Here is a 14,081-nt window from a genome sequence, read left to right as displayed (position 1 = left end):
CTCGGGGCGGGCGCATACTCGTCAAACCTACGAAGCGCGGCTCAGGCGCGATTCTGTGGCTTCCTGCGGGCATTCCGCGGGCCTCGGGAACGAGGGAAGCTCGCTTGACCGCTTCCATCCCGTCGGCTCCACCAGCCCGTCGCGGAGCTCGTAGCACTCTGGGTGCCTCGCCGCGTCGATTACGAACGCCGCGCAAGTCACGTCGTTCGCCTCCGAATTCCACGGGCAGCCCTCGAAGCACTTCTCGTCCCCCGCGCCGCCGCAGCGCTCCGCGTACAGCATCACCAGCGTTTCGAGCTGTTCTTCCGTCAGCATGGCCGCACCTCCTTCTCGCCGCCGCCAATCTCGATCACGTAGCGCCCCATGGCGAACAGCCGTTCGTCGTTGCGGTAAAGCTCCTCGGCGAGCCTGCCTTCGAGCCATTCGCGCTCGAAGAACTCGCTGTCCCACTCCCAGCGCACTTTCGCGATTCCCTTGTGCAGCATCGCGTGGCACCCGTCGGCGTTCCCACTGCCGCACACGGCCAGAAGCGGCGGGCGAAGGATTCGCGGCCCCTTCGGCGCGTCCAATCGGAACGCGCTCCCGCCCATGCCCTTCGGCGGCTCGTGGTGGGCGTTGGCCGCTGGCCTGCCGCAGATGCAGCAGGCGGCCCCTTCCTCCAGCCGGTGCGCGTCCCCCTTGCCCGTATACGCCGCGCCCACGCACGGCTTTCCGAGCATCGAGAAGGCACGGACGGTGCGGCCCTTCAGCTGGGCCGCCGTGTACGTCAATGGCATGACACCACCTCCGCCTTGTGGTCGCCCATGCCGAAGACCCTGCGCACGATGGCCTCGGCGGTCTCCGCGTCCCCGCCTTGCGACATGAGCCGATTGCCGAGGTCGCTGGGCGTCTTGTACTGCGTCGTGAAGATGGTCGGCCTGCCGTGGTTGTACCTGTGGGCCACGAGGGCGAAGAGCTTGTCGAGCACGTCCTGGGTCGGCCGCCCCTTGCCCAAATCGTCGAGGCACAGGACGGCGCAGCCCTCCCATTTGCCCATAACACCCGCCTCGGTGCCGTCGGCCCCGTAGGTGGCGCGGACTTCGCGCAGGATGTCCCCGAAGGTTGCGAAGCGGCATCGGACGTGCGGGGCCATGGCTCCGAGCAGGGCGCAGGCGGCTTCCGTCTTGCCCTCGCCCGAATCGCCGATGAGCACCAGGTTGCGCGAATCGCCCTTCCAGCATTTCCGCGCCCAGTCCTGCGCGCGCTTCGGGGCCACCTCGAAGGGGACGCGCTCGAAGATGGTCGGCATCCCCACGGACACGATCGCCTTGCGCTTCGCCAAGTCGCGCTGAATGGCGAGCTCCGCGTCAATCTCGGCCTGCCGCTCTGGCGTGACCCCCGCCCGAATCTCCTTGAGCCGTTCCACGAGGGGATTAACCGAATCGGCTAAAGTCTGCATCGCTCGCCACCGCCTTCCCGCTGTCCCGGCGCTCCCAGGTCGTGAGCGCCGACTTCCACGACTTCATCGGGTTCTTGCCAACCTTCCAGCCGTTCGAGTCGTAGAAGGCGATGAACGAGCGGGCATCGACGTGGTAGCCCCTCGCCTTGATTTCCGCCTCGACCTCTTGGAGCGTGGGCCGCGCCATGCGCGCGCCCCCCTCTCTTTTCTTTGGCTTGGTATGGCTTGGCTTGGTTTGGTATATATAAGAGGGGTTTTCTTCGGTTTCGGTAGGTTTCTCGAAACCAGAAACGGGGGTTTCTTGGGTTTCCGAAACCTCCGAAACGGGGGTTTCCTCTTGTTTTGAAACCTCCGAAACCTGGGTTTCTTCCGTCTCGCAATGCGTCGAAACCTGGGTTTCGTCCTTCTGCTTCGGAGGTCGCCCGCCTTTGTTCTTGGTTCTAGCGGCAACGGAATTGTCGATATCCTCGCGAACCCCCTCGAACACGGCTCCCATGAGCGCGTTGTCAAAGCTCGGCTCCGTGCCGTTGGTTCCGTAAGCTGCCACGGCGGCGGCGAACACGCCCGCAAGCTCCGGCGGGAGCTTCGCCATGACGCGGGTCAGCTTCGGGAACCATGTAAAACTTCTCTCTTCCATGGCGCTTCCTAGAACGGAATCTCATCGTCATACACGTCGGCGGTCTGCGGCTGCTGGTACTGCGGCTGGTCGTACTGCTGCGGCTGGTCGTACTGCTGCGGCTGGTGCTGCGGCTGCTGTCCGCCGTCGCGGCTCGTCATGAACTCGATTTCGTCGACAACGACTTCAAGCTTGCTGCGCTTGCCGCCGTCTTGGGCCTCCCATTGCGACCAGCGCAATTTGCCCTCGATGGCGACCTTGCTGCCCTTGCCCAAGAAGCGGGACACGCTCGCGGCGCGATTGCCGAACATCGTGCAGTCGACGAAGTTCGCGTAGTCCTCGTACTGGCCCGTCTGCTGGTTCTTGCGGCGGTCATTGACGGCCACGCCGAAGCTCAGAATCTGGAAGCCGCTCGCCGTCTCGCGCAGCTCGGGGTCGCGGGTCAGATTGCCCGTGATGCAGACTTTGTTGATGCTCATTTGTGAGCCTCCTTCTCGATGTAATACTCGGCCACGGTCACCTTGCCGCGCCTGGTTTGAACTCGCTTGTTCCTCGTCTGGATGGGCACGCCGTCGGCTCGCAGCATGCACACGTAGCTCGCCAGCCTCGTCGTTCCCCATTCCCTGATAGCTATCTGGCTATCGAGCGTCAGCCCCGCTTCGAGGGCCGTCCTGATTTCTGCCTTCACGCTCATTGCGCCTCTTTCGCCGCGCCCCATTCGCGGGCGTATTGCTCGCGGAGCATGTCGAGCTGCTTCTTGTAGGTCATGATCGCCTCGTTGGCGTTGCGGTACTCGACCTCGCGGCGGTGGTACAGCTCCATGGCCTCGCTCACGTCTGGCATGCCCTTTATCACCATCCCGATGAAGCTCGCCGATTTGCCGTCTCGCTCCATCTGGTAGGCGACCCGCGCCTTCGCCGTGTAGTAGGCCGCCTCGGCCTCTACCATCTGGATGCCTCGGCTCTTGGCAAGCCCCAACGAGACGTTGAGCATTCGCGAGCATTCCTGAATCTCTTCCCAAAGGTCGAACCCAGCCATTACGCCGCCTCGAATTCAGACGCAACGAGGTTGAGCCAATCGGGGTCGCCCATCTGCGCCCCCGGGCGCTTCTTCACGCCCTCAAGCAGCGCGTCGGCTATGCCGCCGTGCTCCGCCGCGTAGTTCTGCAGCGCGTGCCATAGGCGCACCTTCGCCGCCTTCAACTCGCCGCCCTGGGGCTGCGGGGCGGCCTTGGGCTTCGGGGCCTGCTTGGGCTTCTGGGCGGCCTTGGGCTTCTCATTCGTCGCGTCCGCGTCCTTCGTGTCGTCGATTAGGAACAGGCCGTTGAGCGCGTACTTGCGGGCGTAGCTCGATGCCGTGCCCGTGATCTGGCTCTCATCCATTCCTTTCTTGGTCTCGGCCTCGCGGGCGTAGCCGCTCACCGTGGCCGTCTCGCTGCCGTCGGTGACGGTCGCGGTGGCCTTGATGTAGATGCGCCCGCCAACCTCCACGGGCTCGTCGGTGATGGTGAGCTGCAAGCCCTGCTCGAGAAGCAGCGGCTTCACCGCTTCGAGGATGTCCTCGCAGCTTCGGTACTTGTATCCGCCGAACTTGTTGAACTGCCCCTTGGGGGCCTTGAGAGCAGCCTGAACGGCCACCAGCTTCTTCATTCCTGAACCTCCTTCACCTTCTGGATGCGCCCCGTGATTCCACGGGAGCGGAGCACCTTCGCGACCTCTTCCATCTGCGAGCGCGTCGCGCCCCGAACGTCAATCGTCCAATCGCAAAGCGGCTCGCCGCATTGCCCCATCGGCTGCGGCGCTGCGGGAGCGGGCTGCTGCCCTATCGGCTCAGACTCAACCGGCTCAGGCTCCATCGCCGCCTTCATCTCCGCGATGCGCTCGTCGTACTCGGTCGCGCGGCGTGCTGCGTTGAGCGCGGCCCCCAGGTCGAGCGTTCGGAAGAACTCGCGCTCCGCCTCGTCGTAGTGCGCCATGCCGCTTTGCGCCTTCAACGTCTCCCAGTCGCGGGCGACCGCCGAAACCTTCGCATCGAGCGCCTTCTCGGCCTTCACCTGGCCGAAGCTCTTGTTGAGCCATTGCTTCTCGTGCAGCTGCTCGTACGGCACCACCGGCGCGAGCAGCTCGGCGAACTCCTCGTAGTGCGCCTTGAGGTTGCTGTAGATGAACGCCTTGCGCTCCTCTTCCGCCTGGTCGAGCTGCGCCTTGATGTTCTGGGCTGCCCCGTCGATGATCGACGTGATTCCCTTGCATCGCGCCTCGAACGCGTCGAGGGGCATGCAATACGCCTTCTTGACCGCCTTGCGTCGCGCCTCAATCTCGCCCTTGAGGCCGTTGAGATAGGCGCGGTCGTTCTTCGCGCCTGCGAGAACGGTCTTGTCCGTGAGGTCGTACTTCGCGCCGTCGTACGCGGCCACGATCTTGCGGACATGCGCCTCCAGCGCGTCGAAGTTCGCGGCGATTGACGGAGCCGAATACTCGACCGCAAGCTCGCTCGCCTCTTCCTCAATCACTTCTGCCTCAAGCACCTGCTCTTCGGCCATGTCGGCTCACCTTCCTCGTAAATCTGAACCACCAAGCGGGGGTTCCCTTTGTCGTGCCCGTACCAATCGTCGAGGTCGAGCACGTACCTCTGCGAATCGTTCGGTATCACTTCGGCCTTTTGCAGGCCGTCGAGAACGAACTTCATTCCCGTGCGGACGTTGTCCCAATCGCGCCGCGCGTCCTTCTCAAGCCACCCGACGCGAACCATGCAGCGCCCGACTGGCCGTATTCCCGCCTGCTTCGCAGACCAGGCCACGCGGTTGTCAAGCTCGCGCTTCATGCGGTTGCGCTGAACGCCGTTCTTGATTCGCAGCACGTCGTTCAGGCTCGGGAAGCGCCCAGGCACTTCGAACTGCTGCATCTACAGCACCAGCCCGAGCACTAGCAGCGCCCCAAGGCACAGCACCGAAGCGGCGACCATGCGGGGAACGTCGATTCCCCCTCGCCACAGCTCGCCGACATTCAGCGCCGACAGCGACCAGAACAAATCGGTGGTAAACTGGCGGTGCGCTCCAAGCGTCGCGGCCTTCGGGTTCCAATCGCGGGCCGCGTTTTTCTTTGCGCTCATTTCTCTCCTCCTATCCGTGGTTGCTCTTGAAGAAGGCTCCGCAACAGCCTTCGAATTGCCTTGAGGTCGGCGCAGACGATTGCCGTGCAACCGAGCGCGATTGCCGCCATCTGAAATGCTTCCATCACTCCCCCAATCAACTTTTCTTGAAAATTTCCAGGCCGTTTGACCTGCGTCTTTACGGTTTGGTTTACAAGTTCACGATTCCTTCAAACGCGCTCTCTGGCGGCGTTTGCGTTCACGCGCCCGGGCCCTTTTCGCGTCCGCGATGGCGGATAGGTACTCGGGGTCGCTCTCGTTCGCCCGAACCTCACGCATGGCTTCCGCGCGCACTCTCACGGGCGGCACGAAGCTTCGCTCGTGGCACAGGTCGCAAAGTCCCGTGGTCGGCTGAAGCCTTGAAACCTTGCGCCCGCACTGCGGGCAAATCGCCACAGGGAACAGGCTCACGCCGATTCGGCTCGCCCTTGCCTGAACCGCGCCGACGCTTCGGGCGTGGTGGCAGTTCTTGGCGATGAGCGTCGCGCAGTACTTCGCGCCACGGTTGCCGAACTCCATCAAGATTTGGTCTTCCTTGCGGCTCCATTGCTTCAAGCCCCCGTCACTCCTTCGCCAACTGCCTGTCCACGTACTCCTGGGCGAGCACCTTCCAACGCTTCCCCGCCTTCATTGCGGGAAGCTCACCCTTCTTGCACTTCTTCCGAACCGTCCACACCGAGCAGCCAGAGAACTCGGAGAACTCCTCGACGGTCATCGACTTCTTCACGACCATGGCTACAGGTACTTCGCGAAGTCGCGCACCATCGCCGACTTGGTTTTCGCCTTGTCGGCCTCGGCGATATCCCCGAGCGCGGCGTGCAGCCATTCCGCTGCGTCGCGGTAGCGGCCAGCCTTGACGTGCTCCAAGGCCTTCTCGATGCCGTGCTCGGCAACTCGCGCCGACGCGTACTCGTCTTCCGCGAAGCGGCCCCAAAGCTCGCCAGCCTCGGCCGCGTCCATGGTTTTCTTCTCTTCGCTCATCGTTCTTCCTTCCTGGTTGCTAAACGGCCTTTTCGGCTGCTTCCTCGTTCTGCTTCTGAAACGTGCGGTCGATTGCCGCGCCCTTCACGTTTTCAGCAGCCGCCTTGAGCAGGTCGAGGGCTTCTTCAAGCTCGCCCGCCTTGATGGAGGCTATCGCGACCTCCGCCGCGTTGATTGCGCCCGCCTCAAGCTCGTCTGCCTCGTTCGCGTAGTCATTCGCAAGTTCGAGCAGATGCTTCTTTTCCATGCCGGTTCCTTCCTCGTTACCAATTTTAATTTGGTAGCCTTATTCAAAAAAAGAGGACACGTAGTCCTTCAAGTACTGCTTGCCGTCAGCCCCGACGGCTTCGTAGTACTTTTTAAGCTTAATCGGCGTGAACCACTCGTCGGGATTGTTCTCCCACTTGCACAAAGTGGTGGCCGTCGTGCCCATCATCGCAGCGAAATCTTCCTGCGTTTTCAGGGAAGATTGTCGCGCCTTCGCTACCAGGGTTGCCATTCTTGCACCCCCTCTCAAACCTTTTGTTTCTCAGTACGCTATTAATTATAATTAAATGGGCGTCTTTGTAAACTATTAATTTTAATTTGCGTTTAATTTTTTTTAATTTGCTCTCAAAATTGGTAGTGGCCGTTAGGAAGGAAACCGCCATGGAAGTGAGCAACTTTGGGCGCAACGTGAAAGCGCTGCGAGAACGGGAGCGAATCACCCAAAACGAGCTGGCCGATAAACTTGAAATTACTCAAACGACCGTCAGCAATTGGGAGACGGGCGGCAAGCAACCACGCTCCAAGGAATTAGTCGAACGCATATGCGAGATGTTCGGTGTGAACCGTCAAGACCTCTACGGCTTCAATGACGGCCTCTACGCCAAAATCCACGGGCTGACCGAGGCCCCGGCTGGGGCCATCGCGCCCTCGCCTTCGAAACCCGCGTTCCTGCCCCTTCGCGGCAAAGTCCACGCTGGCGACCCGCAAGACCCCGACATGCTTGAAGGCATGGTCGAGCTGCCTGAGACTGTGGCGAAGAACCACCCGAACGCATACTTCCTCGAAGTCGAGGGCGATTGCATGAATAAGGTGTATCCCGAAGGCTGCTTGATTCTCGTCGACCCCGACCGCATGCCCGCCGACGGCTCGATCGCGGCGGTGTCCATCGACGGAACCGATTACGTAATGCGCAGGCTCCGCCGCGGCGCGTCGAGCATGATGCTCTCTCCAGAAAGCACAAACCCCGAGTACAAGGACATAGTAATAACCCAAGAGGACGGCCATACCGTCAGCCTCGTCGGAACCGTTGTCTGGTACCAGCCTGTGAAGGAGCTGGATTAGCCATGGTCTTCGGAATCGGGAAAATGATTGCCTCGACGAAAGAGGCATTTATAAAAGCACGCGACGGCCAGGAAGAAACCGAGCAGCCGACCATCGACCGGCACATCAGCCGCGCTATGCGCGAAGCCGAGTGGGAGGAAGAATACCTCGAAGCCCTGCGCGAGCGGCGCTACGAGGAAGAAAGCAGACAGAGCAAAATGCGGCGGCGCATTTTGAAGGAGGCGGGCGCGAAAGTAGACCTGCTCACCGACGAATGGATCGTAGGCGATGCCCGCGACATAGTGGGCGGCCCTTGCCAAATCGAGGTTCGCGCCGACAAAGAGCCGAGCCAGATAGAGGTCGAGTGGCAACCGCTCACCAAGGCGGGGAAGCTGCCGAAGAAGATAGCCAAGGCGAGCGTTATATGGGACTACTCCCGCCGCGACAGCGTTATATGCCATATCGGCTACACAGCCGAATGCGAGCCGTACACCGCCGACGTGTACCTGTGGCTCGACGGCGAATGCGAGGAATTCAAGCTCCGCATGTCCGAAGGAGTGTTGTCTATACAGTAAGGAGGCCGCGCTATGAAGCGCTACGAGGTCAATGGCGCAGGCTCAAAGCGTCCCCTTGACGGCAACCCGCCGCGCAAGTGCCGCAAGTGGCAGCTGCGCGTGAGCGTCTACGACATGGCGCAGGGAGGCCGCAAGCGCCTGCTCTCCCGCACCTTCCCCTCGAAGGCCCAGATTCGCGACGGAATCACGGGCACCATGCGCCAGGCGGATGCGGCGCTGTTCGAATTCGTGCGCGAGCTTGACGCGGAAGAGGCCAAGACCGAAAGCGAGGCGACTTTCGCAGAGTACGCCGCGGAATGGCTCGACGAGCGCGACGATTCCAAGCAATACAGCCCCCGAACCTCCGAGAACTACCGAAACGCCATGAAGGCCGTGTGCGAGCTGATAGGCGACGTGCCTTTGCGGGAGGTCGATTCGAGGACGCTCGACAAGCTTTGGGCAGACCTGCGCAACGGGCGCAGGCCGAACGGCAGGCCGCTCTCGCCGAACACCGTCGTCAATTACCACGCCATAACCAAGGCAATGCTCCACCACGCCATCGAGCGCAAGGTGCTACCGATGGACGCGCTGCTGGGGTCGCACGCGCCGAAGGGCGCTCAGCCGAACCGACGAGCCATGACCGACGAGGAGGCGGCCGCGTTCCTGGAAAGGCTCCAACCGAACGACGCTCGGCACGTGGCCCTGATGATGTACCTATGCATGGGCCTGCGACGCAGCGAGGCCCTGCGCGTGGAATGGAAGGACTACGACGGCTCGTCCATCGACGTGTACGACAACCTCGCCGACGACGGCACGCCGATAGGCAGGCCCAAGACCCCCGCCAGCGTGGCACGCGTCCCCGTGCCCGAGTTCGCCGCCGACTTCCTGGAAAAGTGGCGCGCGCAGCAGGCCCGCATATTCGATGCCGACGGCGATACCCCGATATGCTCGTGGGACGGCTCATTCCTCAAGCCCGAGGCGATGAGCGTGTGGTGGCAGCGAGAAAGCGTGAAGTGGGACGTGCCGTACACGATGCACGAACTGCGCCATACCTTCATCACGCTGCTCGCTCGCGCTGGGGTTCACCCGCGCACGATGCAGGAGCTCGCGAGGCAGGCGACGCTCTCCGTCACGATGCAGGTCTACACCCATGTGCAGGACGATCAAAAGCGCGACGCGGTGGCGAAAATAAGCATTCTCGGGAAGAAGTGATGGCATTTTCTATCGTGAGGGCGAAAACACCACGCCCGACCTGGGGTTGCAACTTATGAGCCGTTTCTGTTATGTAAAGTTGTGCAGTTTTCGCACTTTTACGCCAATTACAATCGCAGCAACAATACGCACCACAACGGCCAAGGCGACCAGCACGACACCGATAAACAAGCCGCAAGCAATCGATGGGTCGAACGTTGAAATGTCGCGCCATGGAATCCCGAAATCACGCGGCATGGACAAAAGCCACGCAAATAAGCACGCGTAGAGCGCGCCATCGATTACCGCGGCACCAAGCACCATGGTTTTCCTTGCTTTACGCACCAATATACGCGCAACACAGCACCACACGGGAGTTAGCAGCAACGGAAGCGCACACATCAGCCAGAAATGCGCCCATTCCACATTTGTTTCGGCATGCGCCTCGTCATATTCGGATTGATCGAGGTCAACGGCGTTGTTGCCCATAGCGACATCAAGAACGCCACTCGCCAAATGAAAGAACAGCGAATTGCCCGCTACGGAATCATAGCCATCGCCAAGCACCACCACTCCAATGCCGCGGTCCGGCAGAATTGCCATGCTCGCCACGTTGGTCTCAACATCGCCATCGTGGCAAAATACGAGTTCGCCATCGTTATTGTACGAAGTCCACCCCATACCGTAATACGAATCGCCGTCCGGATCAGGCACGCGGCTCATGAACATTTGCATAACGCTATCGTAATCGAGCACGTTCTTGCCGCCGCCCAAATACATTTGCAAGTAATTCGCCATGTCGCGAATGCTCGAGGAAACATACCCCGACGAAGGCCCACCCCACGCATCATCGTTTTCAGCGTGCTGGAAATCATCTTGGATATAGCGCCCGAAATAATTTCTGTGGCCAAGCACATCTCTTGAGTCGGAATACGTCGCAGCATCATCGGGATCATCGTCGTTGATGCCGCCGAAGGTGTTGCTGTCGTATTCCCCAAGCACATCGTTCGTGCGCAAGCCCTGGGCGGAAGAGTCGACCATATTGAGCGGAGCGAAAACATGCTTCGCCATGTATGCGGAATACGACTCCCCCGACACATGCTCAACGATGCGCCCGAGCAAGTCATAATTGGCGTTCGCGTACGAAAACTCGCCGAAGCTGTCCCCTACCGTTGCCTCGTTGAGCGACTCGTAATACCCGAACCCGCTTGTCTGATTGAGCAGCATTCGAACGCTGACCTCGGGCGAGATGAGATATTCAGGAGCATAATCGCTCGCAGGGGCATCAAGATCGATTTTTCCCTGCTCAACAAGCTGCATAATCGCAACAGCGCACATCGACTTGCTCAACGAGCCAATATAGAACGCATCGCCAGCGCTCTCGCACGTTCCAAATGTGCGCATATACGCAACCCCTTGGCTCGTAACAACAGCGACAGCAACTCCAGGCTCATGAGTGCGATCAACGTTGCGCGAAAGATACGAATCTAACGCGGCGGAAAGCTCGTCGGCATCCAAATCGGCTGATGAGTTGCCGATTGATGAGGTTGCAGATGAAACGCTCTGTTTCGCGGGCTCATCGGCGTACGCCGCATGCAAATTCGATGCCGCAGCAAAGCAAAGGACGCCGACGAAAATCACCGTGACGAGCCTTGCCCATGAGGAATATGAAAAACGAACTGAGTGCACCGCGCCGCATCCTCTGCTAAAACGCGGCATAAATGAATTGAACGGGCTCTGCGAAGCCCGAAAATACTTCGTACCAAAACACAAGGCAACCCGCCATCAGCAAGAATAGCCCAGCGCCAACAGTCAGGGCAATTGGGTGGCTGCAGGCGAATGCGGTGACTTCGCACGAAATCGTATGCAGGTTTGAACGCTCTCTCAAAACGTCGCGAAATGTCATTCTGCACCACCTTCTTGAACAACGGAATTTGCGTCAGTTGCAGCGTTATCGGAAGGCGTCGAAGGTTCATCGCCTGCGCCTGAATCGCCCGAAGCACCGTTCAAATCGCCCGAGGCTCCGTTCGCAATCGCCGCATCGCTCTCGCTCGAATCGGCAGACATCGCAGCCTTAAGGCCATCAACGCTCCCAAAGCCTGCTCCGCCTAGAAATGCGTTGTCTTGGCCATTCGCGAAGTCATACACAGCATGCTCGATGCGCACCCAGCCAATCCAGCCCGGATGCACCGTATCGCACAGGAAGTATTTCTCATATTCGCAGCTTGAAAAATCGGCGTAAGCAACGCCCGCCTCATCGCATAAAGAACGCGCCTGGTCGTAGAATTGAGCACGCGTATCGGAAGTCACGCCCATTTCGTCATACCAGCTGCCATGCATGGGCAGAATCACAACGAGTGGCTCGAGACCCGCCTCCTTGCACACCTTCAAGAAGCACTGGAAATCGGCCCATTCGTCATCGGCATGCACGAAATCTTGGTTTTGCTCGCTTTTGTACTGAGAGTTTTTATCCCAGTAGGCATCGTGAATGCCGTAATCGTTGTTCGTGCACGATTGCTCGCCCTGCGCTTGCGCATCGGAAAGCAACGCATCCCAATCGGGCTCCCCCGTCGGCTCGCCAGCTGATCGCACCTGAGAATTCTTAGGCGACCCTTTCACCAACGCGTCGATTTTGCTGCGAATACGCAGGTCATTTGAGAATTGATAAGCAACATCATTCATGGCGTCGACGAAAGTATCGTCGTTTGCGGCCGCAATTTGCGTTTCTTCAACGCCAAGCGCCTCAAGACGCTGGCGAACATACGCTTTCGTGTCGTCGCTGATGGAGTCGTTTTCCAAGAAGCCCTTATACAGCTGATAAGAAAACTTCGACGAGAACTTCGACTGCTGGCCATTGCCTTTGAAGAACCATTGCGGCGAAAGCATGAGCACCACTTTGCGATTCTTCGACGATGGCGCATACGCCCCAGCGGCAATTGCCTGCCAGAGGCTTTGGTCGAACGCCTCGCCCACGTACGTCATATCGACGCGGCTCACGCTTTCGCCAAACACTTTCTGAGGGCATTGGTTCACCAGCGGCGATGAAATATAGAGCTCCGACGTGCCAAACGTCAGAATACCGTCGTCGCTCATGTTCGTCGTTGTGAAGTCGACGCTTTCCGATTTCGTGCCCGAATAGACGTAATCGTAGAGGCGCGTTTGGTCGACCACATCGCTCTGGCGTGGAAGCGCACAGCAAACGCCGCCCACCACAAGGGCGATCGCGACAAGACCGGCCACAACGCCCTTAAGAAGAAGCATGCCCGAAACCTTCTTTTCAGGTTCCTTTTCAGCCAAAACGCACCTCCTTTCCTTCGCCGTTCGTGCGAGCCTTACAGGCGTTTCTCAACCTGTTCGATAATCAGGTTCACCGTATTCATCTCTTCACGCTCAACTTCGGTAGGCGCAATCGAAACGCCGAATTCATCCTCGATATCGACGAGCAGCTCAACCGCCGCCATGGAATCGAGGAAGCCGAGCTCGAAAAGGTCCTCATCGCGATGATCGCGAACCTCTTCGTCGCCGCATACCTCCTCGAGCATGTCGAGCATCTTCTCTTCGACTTCCCCGTGAGTCATCGTTGCCATTGCCGTCTCCTTTCTATCAACGCCTCGCGGCGCTCTTCTATCATCCTCGCGGCGCTCGTCACAATTCAGTCCACTTCACGCATGGCACGCGTCACGCACCGCACGCAAGTTGTGTGATTTGGCCCGAGAACAACGCAAAGCCGAAAAACACCGCCTGCATCGTCGCGAACCACGATACGCCTCGAAACCATAGTTCTTTCTTATGCGCTTTATAGAATTTCGTTTTCTGAAACGCTTCCGTCGCCGCCAGCAACACGCCGTGGAACAGGCCATACAGCAAATAATCGGCGGCCAAACCATGCCATGCGCCCATAAGCAGCATGTTCACCATGAAGCCGCATTGGGCAACGCGAAGGCGTTTTTTAAACAGCTTATGCTTCAGCGCGAGACGCGAGAAACGCATGAACACGAAGTCACGCAGCCAAAACGAGAGCGTGATGTGCCAGCGATTCCAGAAATCTTTAATATCGACCGCCAAAAACGGTGCGCGGAAGTTGCGCGGCGTGCGAATGCCGAAGCAATAGCTCGCACCCATCGCCATGAGGCTGTAGCCAGCGAAATCGAAGAACAAATACAGGCCGTATTGATATGCAATGACGATCTGCTGCCACAGTTCAATGCCGAACCCCGCATTTCCCCACCCGTGCGGGTCATAGAAGCGGAAGATATAGGCGGCGATAACCATCTTATAGACCATGCCTGCCGCAATAAGCACTATGCCTCGAGCAAGAAGCCCTGCGTATTCGTCGCGCGAACGCGTCGCATGAAGATCCTCGACAAAACGACGGCTGCGGTCGATCGGCCCCGAGGTGAACACAGGAAAGAACACGATGAAGCATAGCCAATCGCTTGGGCTCATGCGCTCGATGATGCCATCGTGCACCTCAATAACAACCTGGGTTGCCTTGAACGTCAAATATGAAATGCCCACAAATCCAAGCAGGCTCGCGTCAAACGCACCGCTCACCTTGCATACGACAAGGGGATACAGCGTAAGCGCAAGCGCTATGCGAAAGCGCCATTTCGACTTCGGTGCGCGCATGAGCAGGGCGCATCCCGCAGCAGACGAAGCCAAAAACAGCACGAAGCAGGCAAGTTGGCGCACATCGTTCATAAAAAGCAGAGCCACAAAGAACAATGACGCAATAAGGCCATACCACTTCAGGGGCTTTTCGAGCAAGCCAAGCACCGCCGCGCCTACGACGGCAACGGAAAGCAGAACGAAAAAACTGGGGTCAGCGTAAAACGACATAACG

At 59.3% G+C, this 14,081-nt stretch carries 24 protein-coding genes; 4 read left to right on the top strand and 20 right to left on the bottom strand.

The annotated features are described in order from the left end of the window. Window positions 1-27 precede the first annotated feature (27 nt). From Q0D41_RS01365 to Q0D41_RS01290, 16 genes are all read right to left on the bottom strand, one after another. The gene (locus Q0D41_RS01365) at window positions 28-315 is read right to left on the bottom strand and encodes a hypothetical protein (RefSeq protein WP_294374022.1); all 288 of its coding nucleotides are present in this window, start codon (window positions 313-315) and stop codon (window positions 28-30) included. Beyond that, window positions 309-776, bottom strand: a complete 468-nt coding sequence (locus tag Q0D41_RS01360) for a hypothetical protein (RefSeq protein ID WP_294374019.1) — start codon at window positions 774-776, stop codon at window positions 309-311. The genes Q0D41_RS01365 and Q0D41_RS01360 overlap by 7 nt, the downstream gene beginning before the upstream one ends. After that, on the bottom strand, window positions 767-1,438 hold the full coding sequence (locus Q0D41_RS01355) for an ATP-binding protein (protein WP_294374016.1): 672 nt from the start codon (window positions 1,436-1,438) through the stop codon (window positions 767-769). The genes Q0D41_RS01360 and Q0D41_RS01355 overlap by 10 nt, the downstream gene beginning before the upstream one ends. Beyond that, a complete protein-coding gene (locus Q0D41_RS01350; RefSeq protein ID WP_294374014.1) occupies window positions 1,413-2,075 on the bottom strand; it encodes a hypothetical protein in 663 nt (220 codons plus the stop codon). Before Q0D41_RS01350 ends, Q0D41_RS01355 begins: the two co-directional genes overlap by 26 nt. Window positions 2,076-2,083: 8 nt before the next feature. Beyond that, complete coding sequence (locus tag Q0D41_RS01345) at window positions 2,084-2,533, bottom strand: single-stranded DNA-binding protein (protein WP_294374012.1); 450 nt, start codon at window positions 2,531-2,533, stop codon at window positions 2,084-2,086. Next, window positions 2,530-2,748: a helix-turn-helix domain-containing protein gene (locus Q0D41_RS01340; protein WP_294374010.1), complete on the bottom strand. Its 219-nt coding sequence runs from the start codon at window positions 2,746-2,748 to the stop codon at window positions 2,530-2,532. Before Q0D41_RS01340 ends, Q0D41_RS01345 begins: the two co-directional genes overlap by 4 nt. Further along, complete coding sequence (locus tag Q0D41_RS01335; RefSeq protein ID WP_294374008.1) at window positions 2,745-3,092, bottom strand: hypothetical protein; 348 nt, start codon at window positions 3,090-3,092, stop codon at window positions 2,745-2,747. The genes Q0D41_RS01340 and Q0D41_RS01335 overlap by 4 nt, the downstream gene beginning before the upstream one ends. Then, window positions 3,092-3,703, bottom strand: a complete 612-nt coding sequence (locus Q0D41_RS01330) for an ERF family protein (protein WP_294374007.1) — start codon at window positions 3,701-3,703, stop codon at window positions 3,092-3,094. The genes Q0D41_RS01335 and Q0D41_RS01330 overlap by 1 nt, the downstream gene beginning before the upstream one ends. Beyond that, the gene (locus tag Q0D41_RS01325) at window positions 3,700-4,596 is read right to left on the bottom strand and encodes a DUF1351 domain-containing protein (protein ID WP_294374005.1); all 897 of its coding nucleotides are present in this window, start codon (window positions 4,594-4,596) and stop codon (window positions 3,700-3,702) included. Before Q0D41_RS01325 ends, Q0D41_RS01330 begins: the two co-directional genes overlap by 4 nt. Beyond that, window positions 4,563-4,958: a hypothetical protein gene (locus tag Q0D41_RS01320; protein ID WP_294374004.1), complete on the bottom strand. Its 396-nt coding sequence runs from the start codon at window positions 4,956-4,958 to the stop codon at window positions 4,563-4,565. Before Q0D41_RS01320 ends, Q0D41_RS01325 begins: the two co-directional genes overlap by 34 nt. Then, on the bottom strand, window positions 4,959-5,165 hold the full coding sequence (locus tag Q0D41_RS01315) for a hypothetical protein (RefSeq protein ID WP_294374002.1): 207 nt from the start codon (window positions 5,163-5,165) through the stop codon (window positions 4,959-4,961). Between the two features lie 198 nt (window positions 5,166-5,363). After that, entirely contained in the window at window positions 5,364-5,759 is a 396-nt protein-coding gene (locus Q0D41_RS01310) for a hypothetical protein (RefSeq protein ID WP_294373998.1), read from the bottom strand. Between the two features lie 7 nt (window positions 5,760-5,766). Next, window positions 5,767-5,937 carry a helix-turn-helix domain-containing protein gene (locus Q0D41_RS01305; protein WP_294373995.1) on the bottom strand — a complete coding sequence of 57 codons (171 nt, stop codon included), beginning with the start codon at window positions 5,935-5,937 and terminating at the stop codon, window positions 5,767-5,769. Window positions 5,938-5,939: 2 nt separating this feature from the next. Further along, window positions 5,940-6,185: a hypothetical protein gene (locus tag Q0D41_RS01300; RefSeq protein ID WP_294373991.1), complete on the bottom strand. Its 246-nt coding sequence runs from the start codon at window positions 6,183-6,185 to the stop codon at window positions 5,940-5,942. Window positions 6,186-6,204: 19 nt separating this feature from the next. Further along, a complete protein-coding gene (locus Q0D41_RS01295) occupies window positions 6,205-6,432 on the bottom strand; it encodes a hypothetical protein (protein WP_294373989.1) in 228 nt (75 codons plus the stop codon). Between the two features lie 39 nt (window positions 6,433-6,471). Beyond that, the gene (locus tag Q0D41_RS01290; RefSeq protein ID WP_294373987.1) at window positions 6,472-6,684 is read right to left on the bottom strand and encodes a helix-turn-helix transcriptional regulator; all 213 of its coding nucleotides are present in this window, start codon (window positions 6,682-6,684) and stop codon (window positions 6,472-6,474) included. 149 nt (window positions 6,685-6,833) lie between these two features. Between Q0D41_RS01290 and Q0D41_RS01285 the strand changes: the two genes are divergently transcribed. From Q0D41_RS01285 to Q0D41_RS01275, 3 genes are read left to right on the top strand one after another with little or no spacing between them, the layout of a single operon-like run. Then, entirely contained in the window at window positions 6,834-7,514 is a 681-nt protein-coding gene (locus Q0D41_RS01285) for an XRE family transcriptional regulator (RefSeq protein WP_294373985.1), read from the top strand. A gap of 2 nt (window positions 7,515-7,516) precedes the next feature. Then, window positions 7,517-8,068, top strand: coding sequence for a hypothetical protein (locus tag Q0D41_RS01280; protein ID WP_294373983.1), 552 nt, complete (start codon window positions 7,517-7,519; stop codon window positions 8,066-8,068). Between the two features lie 12 nt (window positions 8,069-8,080). Continuing rightward, on the top strand, window positions 8,081-9,259 hold the full coding sequence (locus Q0D41_RS01275; protein WP_294373981.1) for a site-specific integrase: 1,179 nt from the start codon (window positions 8,081-8,083) through the stop codon (window positions 9,257-9,259). Between the two features lie 69 nt (window positions 9,260-9,328). Here Q0D41_RS01275 and Q0D41_RS01270 read toward each other — a convergent pair whose 3' ends face one another. Beyond that, a complete protein-coding gene (locus Q0D41_RS01270; protein WP_294374452.1) occupies window positions 9,329-10,756 on the bottom strand; it encodes a serine hydrolase in 1,428 nt (475 codons plus the stop codon). Here Q0D41_RS01270 and Q0D41_RS01265 point away from each other — a divergent pair. Beyond that, window positions 10,707-11,036 carry a hypothetical protein gene (locus Q0D41_RS01265; RefSeq protein ID WP_294374472.1) on the top strand — a complete coding sequence of 110 codons (330 nt, stop codon included), beginning with the start codon at window positions 10,707-10,709 and terminating at the stop codon, window positions 11,034-11,036. The genes Q0D41_RS01270 and Q0D41_RS01265 overlap by 50 nt on opposite strands. A 104-nt stretch (window positions 11,037-11,140) precedes the next feature. Here the strand turns inward: Q0D41_RS01265 and dltD are convergent, their stop codons facing one another. From dltD to dltB, 3 genes are all read right to left on the bottom strand, one after another. Then, the gene (dltD, locus tag Q0D41_RS01260) at window positions 11,141-12,535 is read right to left on the bottom strand and encodes a D-alanyl-lipoteichoic acid biosynthesis protein DltD (RefSeq protein ID WP_294373978.1); all 1,395 of its coding nucleotides are present in this window, start codon (window positions 12,533-12,535) and stop codon (window positions 11,141-11,143) included. Window positions 12,536-12,570: 35 nt separating this feature from the next. Continuing rightward, a complete protein-coding gene (gene dltC / locus Q0D41_RS01255; RefSeq protein WP_294373976.1) occupies window positions 12,571-12,825 on the bottom strand; it encodes a D-alanine--poly(phosphoribitol) ligase subunit DltC in 255 nt (84 codons plus the stop codon). Between the two features lie 91 nt (window positions 12,826-12,916). Continuing rightward, window positions 12,917-14,077, bottom strand: coding sequence for a D-alanyl-lipoteichoic acid biosynthesis protein DltB (dltB, locus tag Q0D41_RS01250; protein WP_294373973.1), 1,161 nt, complete (start codon window positions 14,075-14,077; stop codon window positions 12,917-12,919). Window positions 14,078-14,081 lie beyond the last annotated feature (4 nt).

It is taken from the genome of uncultured Slackia sp. (assembly GCF_934630525.1).
In the GTDB taxonomy this organism is placed as follows: Bacteria; Actinomycetota; Coriobacteriia; order Coriobacteriales; family Eggerthellaceae; genus Slackia.
This window is presented reverse-complemented; position numbering and strand designations above follow the sequence as displayed.

Excerpts from the sequence above, each read along its gene's own strand:
- Q0D41_RS01350 (WP_294374014.1), bottom strand. The coding sequence starts at position 2,075 with ATGGAAGAGAGAAGTTTTACATGGTTCCCGAAGCTGACCCGCGTCATG.
- Q0D41_RS01365 (WP_294374022.1), bottom strand. The coding sequence starts at position 315 with ATGCTGACGGAAGAACAGCTCGAAACGCTGGTGATGCTGTACGCGGAG.
- Q0D41_RS01280 (WP_294373983.1), top strand. The coding sequence starts at position 7,517 with ATGGTCTTCGGAATCGGGAAAATGATTGCCTCGACGAAAGAGGCATTT.
- Q0D41_RS01275 (WP_294373981.1), top strand. The coding sequence starts at position 8,081 with ATGAAGCGCTACGAGGTCAATGGCGCAGGCTCAAAGCGTCCCCTTGAC.
- Q0D41_RS01355 (WP_294374016.1), bottom strand. The coding sequence starts at position 1,438 with ATGCAGACTTTAGCCGATTCGGTTAATCCCCTCGTGGAACGGCTCAAG.
- dltB (WP_294373973.1), bottom strand. The coding sequence starts at position 14,077 with ATGTCGTTTTACGCTGACCCCAGTTTTTTCGTTCTGCTTTCCGTTGCC.
- Q0D41_RS01305 (WP_294373995.1), bottom strand. The coding sequence starts at position 5,937 with ATGGTCGTGAAGAAGTCGATGACCGTCGAGGAGTTCTCCGAGTTCTCT.
- dltC (WP_294373976.1), bottom strand. The coding sequence starts at position 12,825 with ATGGCAACGATGACTCACGGGGAAGTCGAAGAGAAGATGCTCGACATG.
- Q0D41_RS01345 (WP_294374012.1), bottom strand. The coding sequence starts at position 2,533 with ATGAGCATCAACAAAGTCTGCATCACGGGCAATCTGACCCGCGACCCC.
- Q0D41_RS01295 (WP_294373989.1), bottom strand. The coding sequence starts at position 6,432 with ATGGAAAAGAAGCATCTGCTCGAACTTGCGAATGACTACGCGAACGAG.
- Q0D41_RS01285 (WP_294373985.1), top strand. The coding sequence starts at position 6,834 with ATGGAAGTGAGCAACTTTGGGCGCAACGTGAAAGCGCTGCGAGAACGG.
- Q0D41_RS01335 (WP_294374008.1), bottom strand. The coding sequence starts at position 3,092 with ATGGCTGGGTTCGACCTTTGGGAAGAGATTCAGGAATGCTCGCGAATG.
- Q0D41_RS01315 (WP_294374002.1), bottom strand. The coding sequence starts at position 5,165 with ATGAGCGCAAAGAAAAACGCGGCCCGCGATTGGAACCCGAAGGCCGCG.
- Q0D41_RS01340 (WP_294374010.1), bottom strand. The coding sequence starts at position 2,748 with ATGAGCGTGAAGGCAGAAATCAGGACGGCCCTCGAAGCGGGGCTGACG.
- Q0D41_RS01360 (WP_294374019.1), bottom strand. The coding sequence starts at position 776 with ATGCCATTGACGTACACGGCGGCCCAGCTGAAGGGCCGCACCGTCCGT.
- Q0D41_RS01300 (WP_294373991.1), bottom strand. The coding sequence starts at position 6,185 with ATGAGCGAAGAGAAGAAAACCATGGACGCGGCCGAGGCTGGCGAGCTT.
- Q0D41_RS01320 (WP_294374004.1), bottom strand. The coding sequence starts at position 4,958 with ATGCAGCAGTTCGAAGTGCCTGGGCGCTTCCCGAGCCTGAACGACGTG.
- Q0D41_RS01290 (WP_294373987.1), bottom strand. The coding sequence starts at position 6,684 with ATGGCAACCCTGGTAGCGAAGGCGCGACAATCTTCCCTGAAAACGCAG.
- Q0D41_RS01325 (WP_294374005.1), bottom strand. The coding sequence starts at position 4,596 with ATGGCCGAAGAGCAGGTGCTTGAGGCAGAAGTGATTGAGGAAGAGGCG.
- Q0D41_RS01330 (WP_294374007.1), bottom strand. The coding sequence starts at position 3,703 with ATGAAGAAGCTGGTGGCCGTTCAGGCTGCTCTCAAGGCCCCCAAGGGG.